Genomic DNA, 13,949 nt, shown 5'->3' with positions numbered 1-13,949 from the left:
GGGGTCGGCGTCCGCCGCGCCCGGGCCGTAGTCAGACCGGCGCCGGCAGCGCCGCCCCGCCGCCCGCGCGGGCGCGGCCGTCGCGCCCGAGCGACGCCCAGGCGAGCGCGAGGCCGTCGACCGCCCGCACGAGAGCGTCCGGGGGCGCCGTGAACGGCACGCGCAGCCGGTCCTCGAGCGTGCCGTCGACCGCGAAGGCGGGCCCGGGCGCCACCCGCACGCCGTGCGCGAGCGCGAGCGCGCTGAGCGCCGACGACACCGGTGACCCGAGGTCGACCCACAGCGACTGCCCGCCTCGCGGCACCGCGTACCGCCACGACGGCAGGTGCTCCGCGAGCAGCGAGGTCAGCAGGTCCCGTCCCGCCCGGAGCTGGTCGCGACGGCGCCGCAGCGGGTCCTCCCCGAGGCGCAGCAGCTCGGCGGCGACGAGCTGGTCCAGCACCGCGGTGCCGAGGTCCGCGGTGCGCCGCGCGAGGGCGAGCCGGGTGACCAGGTCGGCCGGGCCGCGCAGCCACCCGACCCGCAGGCCGCCCCAGTGGCTCTTGGACAGGGAGCCGATCGCGAGCACCCGCGTGGAGCGCCCGTCGCCCGACCACGGGGCGGGGGGCGGCCCGTCGAGGGTGAGGTCCGTGAGCGCCTCGTCCCCGGCCATGACGGTGCCGGTGCGCCGGGCGAGGTCGCGCACGCGGGCGCGGGCCTCCTCGTCGAGCGTGGCTCCGGTCGGGTTCTGGTGGTCCGGCACGAGGTAGACCAGGCGGGGCGCGACCTGCCGGACCGTCGACTCGAGGAGGTCCACGTCGGTGCCGCCGCGCCCGGTCGGCACGGGAACGGGCCGTGCGCCGACGGCGCGGACAGCGTCCACGGCGTGCGGGTAGGTCGGCTGCTCGACGACGACGCGGTCCCCGGGGCCGGCGTGCGTGGCGAGCAGCAGCGCGATGGCGTGCTGCGCACCGGTGGTGACGAGCACCTGGTCCGGCGTGGTCGGCGTCCCGCGCTCGGTGTAGCGGTCGGCGATCGCCTCGCGGAGCACGTCGAGCCCCAGCGGCGCGTAGCCGTGCCCGGAGTACCGCGGGAGCTCCTCGACGGCGCGCCGCGCGGCCTCGGGGAGCTCCGGCGGGGCGCCGCACGCGGCGACGGTGAGGTCGACGAGCGTGGCGTCCTCGAGCGGCCGGGGACGGCCTCGTCCCGGCCCGGCGGCGCGGGGCCGGGGGAGCGCGGTGACCGTCCCGGAGCCCTGGCGGCTGGCCAGGTACCCCTCGTCCCGCAGCACCCCGTACGCTCCCGTCGTTGTCGTGCGCGACACGCCCAGGGCCGCCGCGAGCTCCCGCTCGCCCGGCACGCGGGTCGCGAGCGGCAGGTCCCCGGCGAGCACCGCCCGGCGCAGGGAGTCCGCCAGCGCCGCGTAGGCGGGGCCGGGACGACGCCAGTGGCCCAGCAGCGTGGCCAGTGCAGGGCCCGCGATGCGACGGTCGGAGACGAGGAGCGAGGACATGAGGCCACTGTGGCGCAAGTGGCTATCGCAGGGAAGTCCGGTCGGGGCGCAGGATGACGTGGTGACCGCCTCTCCCGACGCCCCTGCCCCCGTCGCCTCGCCCGATCCGGGTCCCGCCGCGCCGCACCCCGGCCGCCCCGGCCGCCCCGGCCGCCCCGGCCGCCCCGGCCGCCCCGTCGGAGCCTCCGAGGACCGCGCCACCGGCACCGCCACCCGCCGGGCCGCGCAGCTGCTCGGCGGCCTCGTCCTGTACGCCGCGTCGATCGCCCTGCTCGTGCACTCCGGGCTCGGGAACATGCCCTGGGACGTGCTCAGCCAGGGCACGTCCCGCCAGATCGGCTGGTCGCTCGGCACGGTGACGATCGCGTACAGCGTGGTGGTCCTGCTGTGCTGGTGGCCGCTGCGTCAGCGCCCCGGGATCGGCACCGTGGCGAACGTCGTGGTGATCGGCGTGCTGATCGACCCGGCGCTCGCGCTGCTGGACCGGCTGCCGGACCCGCTGCCGCTGCCGGCGCGGGTGGCGCTCGTGGTCGCGGGCATCGGGCTGAACGGGCTGGCCAGCGCCCTGTACATCGGTGCGCGCCTGGGCCCGGGTCCGCGCGACGGGCTCATGACCGGCGTCGTCGCCCGGACCGGCTGGCCCGTCGGACCCGTGCGGATCGCGATCGAGGTGACCGTGGTCGCCGTCGGCTGGCTGCTCGGCGGCACGGTCGGGCTGGCGACGCTCGCGTACGCCCTCGGCATCGGGCCGCTCATCCACTGGCTGCTGCCCCGCCTCACGGTGCCGGCCGTGGCAGCACCGGAGGGACCGGCGACGGCCGACGTCCCGGCGGACGTCGAGCCGGGCGAGGGGCGCTGACCGACCCCTGGCACGCCGGAGGGCCGGACCCCCGAGGGGAGCCCGGCCCTCCGGCACGTGCGCTCAGCGCGAGGCCCGCACGTGCGCTCAGCGCGAGGCGGGGGAGGACTTCGCCGTCTCCGCCGGGTCCGAGATCACGGCGTCGCCGAGGATGTCGTCGATCCGCGTCATGAGCTCGGCGGGGATCGTCACGCCCGCGGCCTTGACGTTCTCGACGACCTGCTCGGGCCGGGACGCGCCGATGATGGCGGCCGCCACGTTCCGGTTCTGCAGCACCCAGGCGACCGCGAGCTGCGCGAGCGACAGCCCGAGCTCGTCGGCCACGGGGCGCAGCTGCTGCACGCGCTCGAGCACGTTCGGCCGGTCGAGGAACGACTTCACCATGCGCGCGCCGCCCTTCTCGTCCGTGGCGCGCGAGCCGGCGGGCAGCGGCTGGCCGGGCAGGTACTTGCCCGTGAGCACGCCCTGCGCGACGGGCGACCAGACGATCTGCGACAGCCCGAGCTCCTCGGAGGCGGGGACGACCTCGCCCTCGATGACGCGCCACAGCGCGGAGTACTGCGGCTGGTTCGACACCAGGCGGAAGCCGAGGCCCTGGGCGAGGGCCTGACCGGCGCGGATCTGGTCGGCGGTCCACTCGCTCACGCCGATGTACAGCGCCTTGCCGGCGCGCACGACGTCCGCGAACGCCTGCATCGTCTCCTCGAGCGGCGTCTCGTGGTCGTAGCGGTGCGCCTGGTACAGGTCGACGTAGTCGGTCCGCAGGCGGGTCAGCGAGCCGTCGATCGACTCCATGATGTGCTTGCGGGACAGGCCGGAGTCGTTCGGGCCCTTCGGGCCGGTCGGCCAGTAGACCTTCGTGAAGATCTCGAGGGACTGCCGACGCTCGCCCTTCAGGGCCTCGCCGAGCACCTCCTCCGCGACGGTGTTCGCGTACACGTCCGCGGTGTCGAACGAGGTGATGCCGTTGTCGAGCGCGGCGCGGACGCAGGCGGTCGCGGCGTCGTTCTCGACCTGCGAGCCGTGCGTGAGCCAGTTGCCGTAGGTGATCTCGGAGATCTTGAGGCCGGAGCGGCCCAGGTGGCGGAATTCCATGCCCCCACCCTAGGCCGACGGGAGCCGTGCGCTACCGCGGGTACTCACCGTGCTTGACCTGCGGCTTCGGCAGCCGGGCGCGGCGGATCTGGAACACGCGCGTGACGCTGTACATCATCATCCCGCGCTGGATGGTGTCGGGCCCGAACTTCGCGACGAGCCGCTTGCGCAGCCGGCGCCACATGATCGCCACGTCGACGACCATCGCGATGATGAACAGGTACAGCACGACGAGACCGAGGAACGCGATGTTCGGGTTCCACGTCGTCAGGAGCATGTTGGCGAGCAGCATGACGATGGCGACCGGCAGGAACAGCTCGCCGAGGCTCCAGCGCGCGTCGACGTAGTCGCGGATGTACCGGCGGACCGGGCCCTTGTCCTTCGCGGGGAGGTAGCGCTCGTCGCCGGTCTGCATGGCGGCGTACTGCCGGTCCCGCTCGGCACGCTGCGCGGCCCGGGCCTCCTTGGAGGCGGCCTTGCGGTCCGTAGGCACCAGCGGGCGGCGGTTGGCGGCCTCGGCGACCTTCCGCTTCGGGGTGGGACGGCCCTTGCCCGACCCGGGGGCCTCGGCGGTGCCGGGGGTCTCCTCGGTCAGGGGCGCCTGGGTGGTCCCGCCGGTGCTGCCGTCCTTGCTGCGTCCGAACACCCCTCCAGGGTAGTCGAGTAGCGTGAGGGTCCGTGACAGAGCCGACCTCGCCCTCCGCGTCCCCGTCCGTCCCCGCGCTGCGCGCCCGCGTCGAGGAGGCCTTCGCCGGCGTCCGCGCGGACCTCGAGGCGCTGGTCCGCGTCCCGAGCGTCTCCAACGCGGACTTCGACCAGGCCCACGTCGCCGCCAGCGCCGAGCACGTGGCCCGGCTGCTGCGCGAGGCGGGGATGCCGGAGGTGCAGGTCCTGGCGGTCGACCGGCCCGACGGCACGCCCGGTGCTCCCGCGGTCGTCGCCCGGCGCCCCGCCCCGGCCGGTGCGCCGACCGTGCTGCTCTACGCGCACCACGACGTGCAGCCGCCCGGCGCGCGCGAGGACTGGGACACCGACCCGTTCGAGCCGACCGAGCGCGACGGGCGCCTGTACGGGCGCGGCGCGGCGGACGACAAGGCCGGCGTCGTCGCGCACCTCGGTGCCCTGCGCGTGCTCGGCGACGAGCTCGGCGTCGGCGTGACGGTCTTCGTCGAGGGGGAGGAGGAGGTCGGGTCGCCGTCCTTCACCCGGTTCCTGCACACGCACCGGGACCTGCTGGCCGCCGACGTCATCGTGGTGGCCGACTCGTCCAACTGGAAGGTCGGCGTGCCCGGCCTCACGACGTCGCTGCGCGGGCTCGTCGACCTCGAGGTCGAGGTCGCCGTCCTGGACCACGCGGTGCACTCCGGCATGTTCGGCGGCCCCGTGCTCGACGCGGTGACGCTGCTGTCCCGGCTGATCGCGACCCTGCACGACGACGCGGGCGACGTGGCGGTCCCGGGCCTCGTCGCGGCCGCCGATCCCGCGGTCGACTACGACGAGTCGGCGTTCCGGGCCGACGCCTCGGTGCTCGACGGCGTCCGTCTCGCCGGCACCGGGCCGCTGACGGCCCGGCTGTGGACCCGGCCGACGATCGCCGTGATCGGGCTGGACGCCCCGCGGGTCGCCACCGCGTCGAACACGATCGCCCCGAAGGCGACCGCGAAGCTCTCGATGCGCATCGCCCCCGGGCAGGACCCCGCGGCGGCGCTGGCCGCCCTGCGGGCGCACCTGGAGGGGAACGCGCCGTTCGGTGCCCGCGTCACGGTGCGCGACGGCGAGCTCGGCAAGCCGTTCCAGGCGCCGGCGGACTCCCCGGCGATGCGGGCCGCCCGCCGGGCGTTCGCGGACGCCTGGGGCACCGAGCCGGTCGACATCGGCATCGGCGGGTCGATCCCCTTCATCGCGGACCTCCTCGAGGTGTACCCGGACGCCGCGATCCTCGTGACCGGCGTCGAGGACCCGGACTCGCGCGCGCACGGCGCGAACGAGTCGGTGCACCTGGCGGAGCTCGAGAAGGTCGTCCTGGCGGAGGCCCTGCTCCTGGCCCGACTCGCCCTCTGACGCACCGCGCACGCACCCCACGTGCAGCGCACGCGCACGCCAGGTGCGTACGCACCGCACGCGCGCCGCACTCCGTCCCCCTCGGAGGCTCCGACGGGGCATCGGAGGTACCCGTAGAGCCCTCCGATGACGCGCGTCGACCTCCGAGCACGTTCGGAGCCTCCGAGGGGCCGGTGCGGGAGCGCGGGCCGGTGCGGGCGCGCGGGCGGGTGCGTCGCGGCGGGGGCGCGGTCAGACGGGCGGCTGCGGGTCGTACTGGATGCCGCGGCGCACCGCTCGGGCGGCGTCGCGGGACTCCAGGCGCGCGACGAGGTGCAGCGCCATGTCGATGCCGGCCGAGACGCCCGCGGACGTGACCACGTCGCCGTCGTCCACGTAGCGCGCCTCGGTGTCGACCAGGACGCTCGGGTCGATCCGCGCGAGCTCGTCGACGGCGGCCCAGTGCGTCGCGGCGGGGCGGCCGGCGAGCAGGCCGGCGGCCGCGTAGACGAGGGCCCCGGTGCAGACCGACGTCATGAGTGCCGTCTCCCGGCGCGCGCGGCGCACCCACGCCAGGTGCTCCGGGTCGTGGACGAGCCGCCGGGTGCCCTGGCCTCCGGGGTGCACGAGCACGTGCAGCGGGCCGGCCTCCTCGCGCGAGGTGTCGGGCAGCAGGCGCAGACCCTTCGCGCAGCGCACCCCCGCCCCGTCGGCGGAGAACGTCACGACCTCGGGGCGCAGCGCGGAGTGCGCGGCCCACGACGTCAGCACGTCGAAAGGCCCGACGACGTCGAGCTCCTCGGCGTCGTCGAACACGACGATCCCGACCCGCAGCGGGTGACCCGTCCCCACGTGCCCTCCTCCCGCCGTGACGCCCCGGGCCGTGGCCCTCGGGTGCCCGGCCGTCCGAGCCTGCCCGGACCGGGTGCCGGCGGCGCCGGTCCCGGACCCGGGCCCTGCCGTGTCGGCGCCGGCCGGTCAGTACCCCGGCAGCGCGAGCATCTGGTCGAGCGCGACGCGCGCCCAGTGGGCGTCGTCGGCGTCCACCACGATGCGGTTGACCACCCGCCCGTCCAGGAGCGACTCCATGGCCCAGACGAGGTGCGGGAGGTCGATGCGGTTCATGGTCGAGCAGAAGCAGACCGTCGAGTCCAGGTACGAGATCTGCTTGTCGGGGTGCGCGGCGGCGAGGCGGCGGACGAGGTTCAGCTCGGTCCCGATCGCCCAGGAGGAGCCGGCCGGCGCGGCGTCGAGCGCCTTGATGATGTACTCGGTGGACCCCACCATGTCCGCGCCGGTCACGACCTCGTGCCGGCACTCCGGGTGGACCAGCACGGTGACGTCCGGCACGGCCGCCCGCACGTCCAGCAGGTTCTGGGCGCTGAACCGGCCGTGCACCGAGCAGTGGCCGCGCCACAGGATCATCCGGGCGTCGCGGAGCTCCTGCGCGGTCAGGCCGCCTCCGGGCTTGCGCGGGTCGAAGACGACGCACTGGTCGAGCGGGATGCCGAGCTGGAGCACGGCGGTGTTGCGGCCGAGGTGCTGGTCCGGCATGAACAGCACCTTGCCGGTGCCGTCGAGGCCTCCCACCTGGTCGAACGCCCACCGCAGCGCGACGTGCGCGTTGGAGGACGTGCAGACCGTGCCGCCGTGCCGGCCGGTGAACGCCTTGATGGCCGCCGTGGAGTTCATGTACGTGACGGGGACCGTGTCCTGCGCGACGCCGGCGTCCACGAGCACGTCCCACGCGTCCTCGACCTGGTCGATCGCCGCCATGTCCGCCATCGAGCAGCCGGCGGCCAGGTCGGGCAGGACCACCTGCTGGCTGTCGGAGGTCAGGATGTCGGCGGACTCGGCCATGAAGTGCACCCCGCAGAACAGGATGTACTCGGCCTCGGGCCGGGCGGCGGCCTCGCGGGCGAGCTTGAAGGAGTCGCCGGTGACGTCGGCGAAGTCGATGACCTCGTCGCGCTGGTAGTGGTGGCCGAGCACGAACGCGCGGTCGCCGAGCGCGGCGCGCGCGGCGCGGGCCCGGTCGACGAGGTCCGGGTCGGACGCGGCGGGCAGGCCGCCGACGCACTCGACGCCGCGTTCGGACGCCAGGTCGGCGCCCTGGCCGAGCAGCAGCAGGGCCGAGGGGGCGGGCTCCGTGAACGTGGCCGTGGCGGAGAGCAGACTCACGCGCAGGATCATCCCACAGCGGGCGCCGGTGCCGGCGGGGTCGTCGTGGCCCGCCCCGGGTGCGGCGCGGATGGGGCGCGGATCGGACGCGGGTCGGGCGGGGCGGACGGCGACGCGGACCTGCGGAGCGGCCGTCCGCGGGCGTGCGAGGATCGCGGCGTGCACGTCCTCGTCGCCCCCGGCAGGTTCGACGCGCGGCCGGACGACGGCCCCGCGCGTCCCCGCGGTGTGCCCGCCTCCGACCCGTGGCCCGCGCTGACGGCGCCCGAGGCCGTGGACGCGCTCGTCCGGGGGTGGCGCGAGGGTGCCCCCGGGGACGTGCTGGTCCCGCTCCCGCTGTCCGACGGCGGCGCCGGCCTGGTGGAGGCCGTGCGGGCGGCGCGCGGCGGCGAGCTGCTGTCCGTGACGACGACCGACGCCCACGGCGCAGTGGTGCCGGGCGCGGTGCTCGTCGTGCAGGAGCCGTCGGGCGCGCGCACGGCGTACGTCGACGGGGCCCTGGCGCTCGGGGCCGCCGACCCGGGGAAGCGGCCCGTCACGGCCACCACCTCCGCCGGGCTGGGCACCCTCCTGGCGGCTGCGCTCGACACGGGGGCCGGGCGGGTCGTCGTGGGCCTCGGCGGGCGGCGGACCGTCGCCCACGACGCGGGCGCGGGTCTGCTCGCGGCGCTCGGAGCGGCTCCGGCCGTGGCGGCTGAGGGGCTCGGCGCCGCGGCGGCCCTGCGCGCGGACGACCTCGCGGCGCTGCCGCGGCTGCGGGAGGCACTGGCGGGCAGGGACCTGGTCGCCCTGCACGCGCACGACCTGCCCCTGACCGGGCTGAGCGGTGTCTCGGCGGACCTGGCCGAGTCCGGGCGCGTGGACGCCGCGACCGCGCAGGACGCCGAGCGTGCGGCAGCGGCGTTCGCGCACGCCGCGGCGTCCGCGGCCGCGACGGCCGGTCGGGTGGACCTGCTCGCCGGTCCCGGGACGGGTCGCGGCGCCGCGTCCGGGACCGCGCCGGGTGCGGCACGCTCGGCGGGGTCCCGGGAGGCGCTCGTACCCGGGTCCGGGGCCGGAGGGGGAGCGGCGTTCGTGCTGGGGCTGCTGGGCGCGCGGCTCGTCGAGGGCGCCGCGTGGGTCGCCGACGCCGTGGACCTCGCCGCGCGGGTCGCGGAGGCCGACCTGGTCGTGACCGGGTCGGGCGTGCTCGACGCCTCCGCGCTGGAGCACGGCGTGGTCGGGGCGGTCGCGCGCGCCGCCCTCCCGCTGGGCGTGCCGGCGGTGGCGGTCGCGGCGCAGCTGCGCACCGGCCGGCGCGACTGGGGCGCCGCGGGGCTCGCCGGCGGGTTCGCCGTGCTGGAGCGTCCCGACGACGCCGCGCGGTGGCGGGCCGACCCGGCCGCGGCGCTGCGGGGCCGGGTGCCGCGCATCGCCCGCACCTGGTCGCGCTGACGTCCCCGCGGGCCCGCCCGGCCGTGCGCGGGCGCTGCGGCGGGTCGCGCGCACGCGGGCGTACATTGGGGAACAGATCGTGCGGCGGCGCAGTTGTGGCTGTCGTGACCGTCTCTCGGCGCTCGCTCGCGCGCGCCGGCGACCGATGCCGACCTTGTCAGGAGACACCATGAGCGAGACCACCGAGACCGCGACGCACGGCGTCGTCCTCACCGACGTCGCGGCCGACAAGGTGCGCAGCCTGCTCGAGCAGGAGGGGCGCGACGACCTGCGCCTGCGCATCGCGGTGCAGCCCGGGGGCTGCTCGGGCCTCATCTACCAGCTCTACTTCGACGAGCGCGTCCTGGACGGCGACGCCCTGCGCGACTTCGACGGCGTCGAGGTCGTGGTCGACCGCATGAGCGTGCCGTACCTCGAGGGCGCGACGATCGACTTCGCGGACACGATCGAGAAGCAGGGCTTCACGATCGACAACCCGAACGCCGGCAGCAGCTGCGCCTGCGGCGGGTCGTTCAGCTGACCTCGGGTCGCACCACCACCTCGGGAGCCCCGGACCGCGCGGTCCGGGGCTCCTGCGCGTCCGGGTCCGGGCCCGCGTCCGGGACCGGCGGGCGGGTGGCCTAGAGGTCGCCCGCGCCTGCGTCCCGGCGCAGCCCCGCGACCACGCCCGGCAGGACGTCGCAGAACCGGTCGACGTCGGCCGCCGTCGCGCCGCGCGGGAGCGACAGCCGCACGTTGCCCTGGCTGAGCAGGCCCATCGCGGCGAGCACGTGGCTCGGCGTCTGCGTCGCGGACGTGCACGCCGACCCCGACGCGACCGCGAAGCCCGCGCGGTCCAGGGCGGTCACGACCGCCTCGCCGTCGACGTACAGGCAGGAGAACGTCAGGACGTGGGGCAGCCGCTCGGCGCGCGCCCCGGGGCCGGCGACGTCGACGAGCGGCACGGCGGCGACCCGCTCCCGTACGCGGTCGACCAGCGCGGCGCGGTCGTCGTCGCCGGCGCGCACCCGGGCGTGGGCGTGCTGGAGGGCGACCGCGGCGGCCAGCGCCGCGGGGACCGCCACGCCGCCGGGGAACCAGCGGTCCTCGTCGGGCGGGCCGACGGGGGAGCGACGCACCCCGGCGCGCGTCACGAGCACCGCGACGCCGGGCGGCGCGCCGACGTCGCCGGGGTCCACCGTGAGCACGTCCCACGCGTCGCCCACCGGCACGTGGCCCCACGAGGACCCGGCGTCGACGAGCAGCGGCACGCCCGCGGCGCGCGCGGCGGCGTGCGCCTGCTGGACCGGCTGGAGCGTGCCGACCTCGCCGTTCGCGTGCTGCAGCGCGGCCAGCGCGACGCCGGGCACGGCGACGGCCTCGGCGAGCGCGCCCGGGTCCACGCGCCCGAGGCGGTCGACCGGGACGGTCACGCGGCTCCCGCCCGGCCCCTCCGCGACGGCCAGGTCCGCGGCGTCGAGCACGGCCATCCGCTCGACGGCGGAGGTCACGACCGTCCCCCCGGTGCGCCGGCGGCCGCGGGCGACGGTCCGCACGGCACCGTGCAGCGCCGCCGTGTGGGAGGGCGCGAGGTCCACCTCCTCGGTCCGCGCGCCCACGAGCGCCGCGACGGCCTCGCGGGCACCGTCGAGCAGGGCGCGGGCGCGACGCCCCTCCGAGTGCAGCCGTCGCGGGTCCGCCCACCCCTCGTCGAGGGCGGCGAGGTACGCCTCCCGGGCCGCGGGCAGCACCGGTGCGCGGCCCGCGGAGTCGAGGACCACGCGACGCGGTGCCGCGCCGCGCCCACGGCCCGCGGCGCTCCCGGATCCCGGCGGGACGGTCGGCACGGGGGACGGCTCGGTGCTCACTCCCGGCACGGTATCCGCCCTGGCAGCCGCACGCGGCACCCACCGGGGCGCGGGGGCGCGGCCGCGGGGAGTGATCCAGATGACACTGCGTCATCTCGTGCGCCTGAAACGCGGTTCTGAGGCCACGAGCAGCCTGTCCTCGCGCTACGCTGCACGGGATCGAGGACAAAGGTCCTAGGTGGACTTCCCCGTCGGACGGTGCACGGCCCGACGCGTCGCGGCCGACGGGGACCGAAGTGGAAGGCCCCCGGTGCGCTCGCAGACCCCCCGCCGCCCGAGGCGGACCCGACTGGCCGTCGCGGGACTCGTGACCGTCGTCGCGCTCGCGCTCGCCGGATGCTCGCCCGAGGCCCAGCGCGGCTGGCTGCCCGGCGACTCCGACAACGAGATCACGAACCAGACCGGCCGGATCACCAACCTGTGGGTCGGCTCCTGGGTGGCCGCCCTCCTGGTCGGCATCCTCGTCTGGGGCCTGATCCTGTGGTGCGTCGCGGTGTACCGGAAGCGCAAGGACGACGACCAGCTCCCGGTCCAGCTCCGGTACCACGTGCCGCTCGAGATCATGTACGTCGTGCTCCCGATCGTCATGGTCGGCGTGCTGTTCTACTACACGGCGCGCGACATGACCGAGATCCAGGACACCTCCGCGGAGCCCGACCTGACCGTCCAGGTCATCGGCAAGCAGTGGAGCTGGGACTTCAACTACGTCGACGACGACGTCTACGACACCGGGCAGCACGCCCAGGAGGTCGGCCGCACCGGCGTCCTCGCGGACCAGCCGACGCTGTACCTGCCCGTCGGCGAGCGCGTCGAGTTCGTGCTCGACTCCCGCGACGTCATCCACTCGTTCTGGGTGCCGGCGTTCCTCTACAAGCAGGACATGATCCCGGGACGGACGAACACGTTCCAGGTCGTGCCGCAGGTCGAGGGCGAGTACCTCGGCAAGTGCGCGGAGCTCTGCGGCGAGGAGCACTCGTCGATGCTGTTCAACGTGAAGGTGGTGTCGCGCGAGGAGTACGACGCGCACATCCAGGACCTGCGGGACGCCGGCCAGGACGGTCAGCTGGGTCTCGAGTACAACCGCCTGCAGGACGTCCGCGTCACCGGTGAGGGTGGCAGCGACGCCGAGGGCGACGAGGGAGAGAGCTGATGGCCGCCGCCGTCGAGGTCGTGCCGGGGCTCGCGCCCCGCCGCCAGACCCTGGGCCGCACGATCGTCAAGTGGGTCACGTCGACCGACCACAAGACGATCGGCTACATGTACCTGATCACCGCGTTCGTGTGGTTCGCCATCGGCGGCCTCATGGCGCTGCTGATCCGCGCCGAGCTGTTCGAGCCGGGCATCCAGGTGGTGCAGAGCAAGGAGCAGTACAACCAGCTCTTCACCATGCACGGCACGATCATGCTGCTGCTGTTCGCGACGCCGCTGTTCGCCGCGTTCGCCAACATCATCATGCCGCTGCAGATCGGTGCGCCCGACGTCGCGTTCCCGCGGCTCAACGCGTTCTCGTACTGGCTGTACCTGTTCGGCGGCCTCATCGCGGCGGCGGGCTTCCTCACGCCGCAGGGCGCCGCGTCGTTCGGGTGGTTCGCGTACGCGCCGCTGTCGAACTCCGTGTACTCACCGGGAGCCGGCGGGGACCTGTGGGTGTTCGGCCTCGCGCTGACCGGTTTCGGCACGATCCTCGGCGCCGTCAACTTCATCACCACGATCGTCACGATGCGCGCGCCCGGCATGACGATGTTCCGGATGCCGATCTTCACCTGGAACACGCTCATCACGAGCCTGCTGGTGCTGATGGCGTTCCCGCCGCTGGCCGCCGCGCTGTTCGCACTCGGCGCCGACCGCCGGCTCGGCGCGCAGGTGTTCAACCCCGAGAACGGCGGCGCCATCCTCTGGCAGCACCTGTTCTGGTTCTTCGGGCACCCCGAGGTGTACATCATCGCGCTGCCGTTCTTCGGCATCGCGACCGAGATCCTGCCGGTGTTCAGCCGCAAGCCCGTGTTCGGCTACAAGGGCCTGGTGTACGCGACCATCGCGATCGCCGCCCTGTCCGTCACGGTGTGGGCGCACCACATGTACGTGACCGGCGCGGTGCTGCTGCCGTTCTTCGCGCTGATGACGATGCTCATCGCCGTGCCGACGGGCGTGAAGTTCTTCAACTGGATCGGCACGATGTGGCGCGGCAAGCTCACGTTCGAGACGCCGATGCTGTGGACCATCGGGTTCCTCACGACGTTCCTCTTCGGCGGCCTGACCGGCGTCATCCTGTCCAGCCCGGCGCTCGACTTCCACGTCTCCGACACGTACTTCGTCGTGGCGCACTTCCACTACGTGGTGTTCGGCACCGTCGTGTTCATGATGTTCGGCGGCATGTACTACTGGTGGCCGAAGTTCACCGGCCGGATGCTCAACGAGCGGCTCGGCAAGCTCCACTTCTGGCTGCTGTTCATCGGCTTCCACATGACGTTCCTCGTCCAGCACTGGCTCGGCGCCGAGGGCATGCCCCGCCGGTACGCCGACTACTCGCCGGAGGACGGCTTCACCTGGATGAACCAGGTGTCGACCGTCGGCTCGATGATCCTCGCGATCTCGACGCTGCCGTTCCTGTGGAACGTCTACATCACGTGGCGCCGCGCGCCGAAGGTCACCGTGGACGACCCGTGGGGCTACGGCCAGTCGCTCGAGTGGGCGACGTCCTGCCCGCCGCCGCGGCACAACTTCACGTCGCTGCCCCGCATCCGGTCCGAGCGCCCCGCGTTCGACCTGCACCACCCCGAGGTCGCCGCCATGGACCACGTGGAGCCCGAGCCCGGGTTCTTCGACTGGGAGGCCGAGCGGTCCGGCGAGCAGGGCCTGGCCCGTGACCGCCTCGAGCACGGCGGCGGCGAGCAGGAGCAGTCGACGGCCACGATCGTGGACGACCGGCCGCAGGGTGACGACGAGGAGGGGCGCACGCGATGAGCAGCCTGCACGAGCCGGGTGCCCGGCCGTCCCCGAC

Annotated in this window: 12 protein-coding genes; 6 read left to right on the top strand and 6 right to left on the bottom strand. The window is 75.1% G+C overall.

The window, feature by feature from the left end:
- Positions 1-31: 31 nt before the first annotated feature.
- Positions 32-1,492 (bottom strand): MocR-like transcription factor YczR, encoded by a 1,461-nt coding sequence (gene yczR, locus P9841_RS02905; RefSeq protein WP_283320612.1) that lies wholly within the window; start codon positions 1,490-1,492, stop codon positions 32-34.
- A 61-nt stretch (positions 1,493-1,553) separates the two neighbouring features.
- On the opposite strand from yczR, the gene yczE reads away from it, so the two are divergent.
- Complete coding sequence (gene yczE / locus P9841_RS02900; RefSeq protein WP_349306922.1) at positions 1,554-2,351, top strand: membrane protein YczE; 798 nt, start codon at positions 1,554-1,556, stop codon at positions 2,349-2,351.
- A gap of 87 nt (positions 2,352-2,438) precedes the next feature.
- On the opposite strand, the gene P9841_RS02895 is transcribed toward yczE, so the two are convergent.
- Together P9841_RS02895 and P9841_RS02890 are read right to left on the bottom strand one after the other, a co-directional pair.
- Entirely contained in the window at positions 2,439-3,446 is a 1,008-nt protein-coding gene (locus tag P9841_RS02895; protein WP_283320611.1) for an aldo/keto reductase family protein, read from the bottom strand.
- A gap of 31 nt (positions 3,447-3,477) precedes the next feature.
- Positions 3,478-4,092 (bottom strand): DUF3043 domain-containing protein, encoded by a 615-nt coding sequence (locus P9841_RS02890; RefSeq protein WP_283320610.1) that lies wholly within the window; start codon positions 4,090-4,092, stop codon positions 3,478-3,480.
- Positions 4,093-4,124: 32 nt separating this feature from the next.
- On the opposite strand from P9841_RS02890, the gene P9841_RS02885 reads away from it, so the two are divergent.
- Entirely contained in the window at positions 4,125-5,507 is a 1,383-nt protein-coding gene (locus P9841_RS02885) for a dipeptidase (protein ID WP_283320609.1), read from the top strand.
- A gap of 231 nt (positions 5,508-5,738) precedes the next feature.
- Here the strand turns inward: P9841_RS02885 and P9841_RS02880 are convergent, their stop codons facing one another.
- Both P9841_RS02880 and nadA read right to left on the bottom strand, forming a co-directional pair.
- On the bottom strand, positions 5,739-6,338 hold the full coding sequence (locus P9841_RS02880) for a DJ-1/PfpI family protein (protein ID WP_283320608.1): 600 nt from the start codon (positions 6,336-6,338) through the stop codon (positions 5,739-5,741).
- A 126-nt stretch (positions 6,339-6,464) separates the two neighbouring features.
- On the bottom strand, positions 6,465-7,679 hold the full coding sequence (nadA, locus tag P9841_RS02875; RefSeq protein ID WP_283320607.1) for a quinolinate synthase NadA: 1,215 nt from the start codon (positions 7,677-7,679) through the stop codon (positions 6,465-6,467).
- Positions 7,680-7,826: 147 nt separating this feature from the next.
- Here nadA and P9841_RS02870 point away from each other — a divergent pair, with 147 nt between their 5' ends.
- Complete coding sequence (locus P9841_RS02870; RefSeq protein WP_283320606.1) at positions 7,827-9,101, top strand: glycerate kinase; 1,275 nt, start codon at positions 7,827-7,829, stop codon at positions 9,099-9,101.
- Positions 9,102-9,270: 169 nt separating this feature from the next.
- Complete coding sequence (erpA, locus tag P9841_RS02865) at positions 9,271-9,621, top strand: iron-sulfur cluster insertion protein ErpA (protein ID WP_146840169.1); 351 nt, start codon at positions 9,271-9,273, stop codon at positions 9,619-9,621.
- Between the two features lie 100 nt (positions 9,622-9,721).
- On the opposite strand, the gene P9841_RS02860 is transcribed toward erpA, so the two are convergent.
- Positions 9,722-10,948 (bottom strand): cysteine desulfurase family protein, encoded by a 1,227-nt coding sequence (locus P9841_RS02860; protein WP_349306921.1) that lies wholly within the window; start codon positions 10,946-10,948, stop codon positions 9,722-9,724.
- 250 nt (positions 10,949-11,198) lie between these two features.
- Here P9841_RS02860 and ctaC point away from each other — a divergent pair, with 250 nt between their 5' ends.
- Both ctaC and ctaD read left to right on the top strand, forming a co-directional pair.
- Positions 11,199-12,098 carry an aa3-type cytochrome oxidase subunit II gene (gene ctaC, locus P9841_RS02855; protein ID WP_459349145.1) on the top strand — a complete coding sequence of 300 codons (900 nt, stop codon included), beginning with the start codon at positions 11,199-11,201 and terminating at the stop codon, positions 12,096-12,098.
- The gene (gene ctaD, locus P9841_RS02850) at positions 12,098-13,912 is read left to right on the top strand and encodes an aa3-type cytochrome oxidase subunit I (RefSeq protein ID WP_283320604.1); all 1,815 of its coding nucleotides are present in this window, start codon (positions 12,098-12,100) and stop codon (positions 13,910-13,912) included. The genes ctaC and ctaD overlap by 1 nt, the downstream gene beginning before the upstream one ends.
- Positions 13,913-13,949 lie beyond the last annotated feature (37 nt).

The sequence above is a fragment of the Cellulomonas sp. ES6 genome (genome assembly GCF_030053835.1).
Taxonomy (GTDB): domain Bacteria; phylum Actinomycetota; class Actinomycetes; order Actinomycetales; family Cellulomonadaceae; genus Cellulomonas.
Note: the sequence above shows the minus strand (reverse complement) of the source record. Positions and strands in the feature narration are given on the sequence as shown.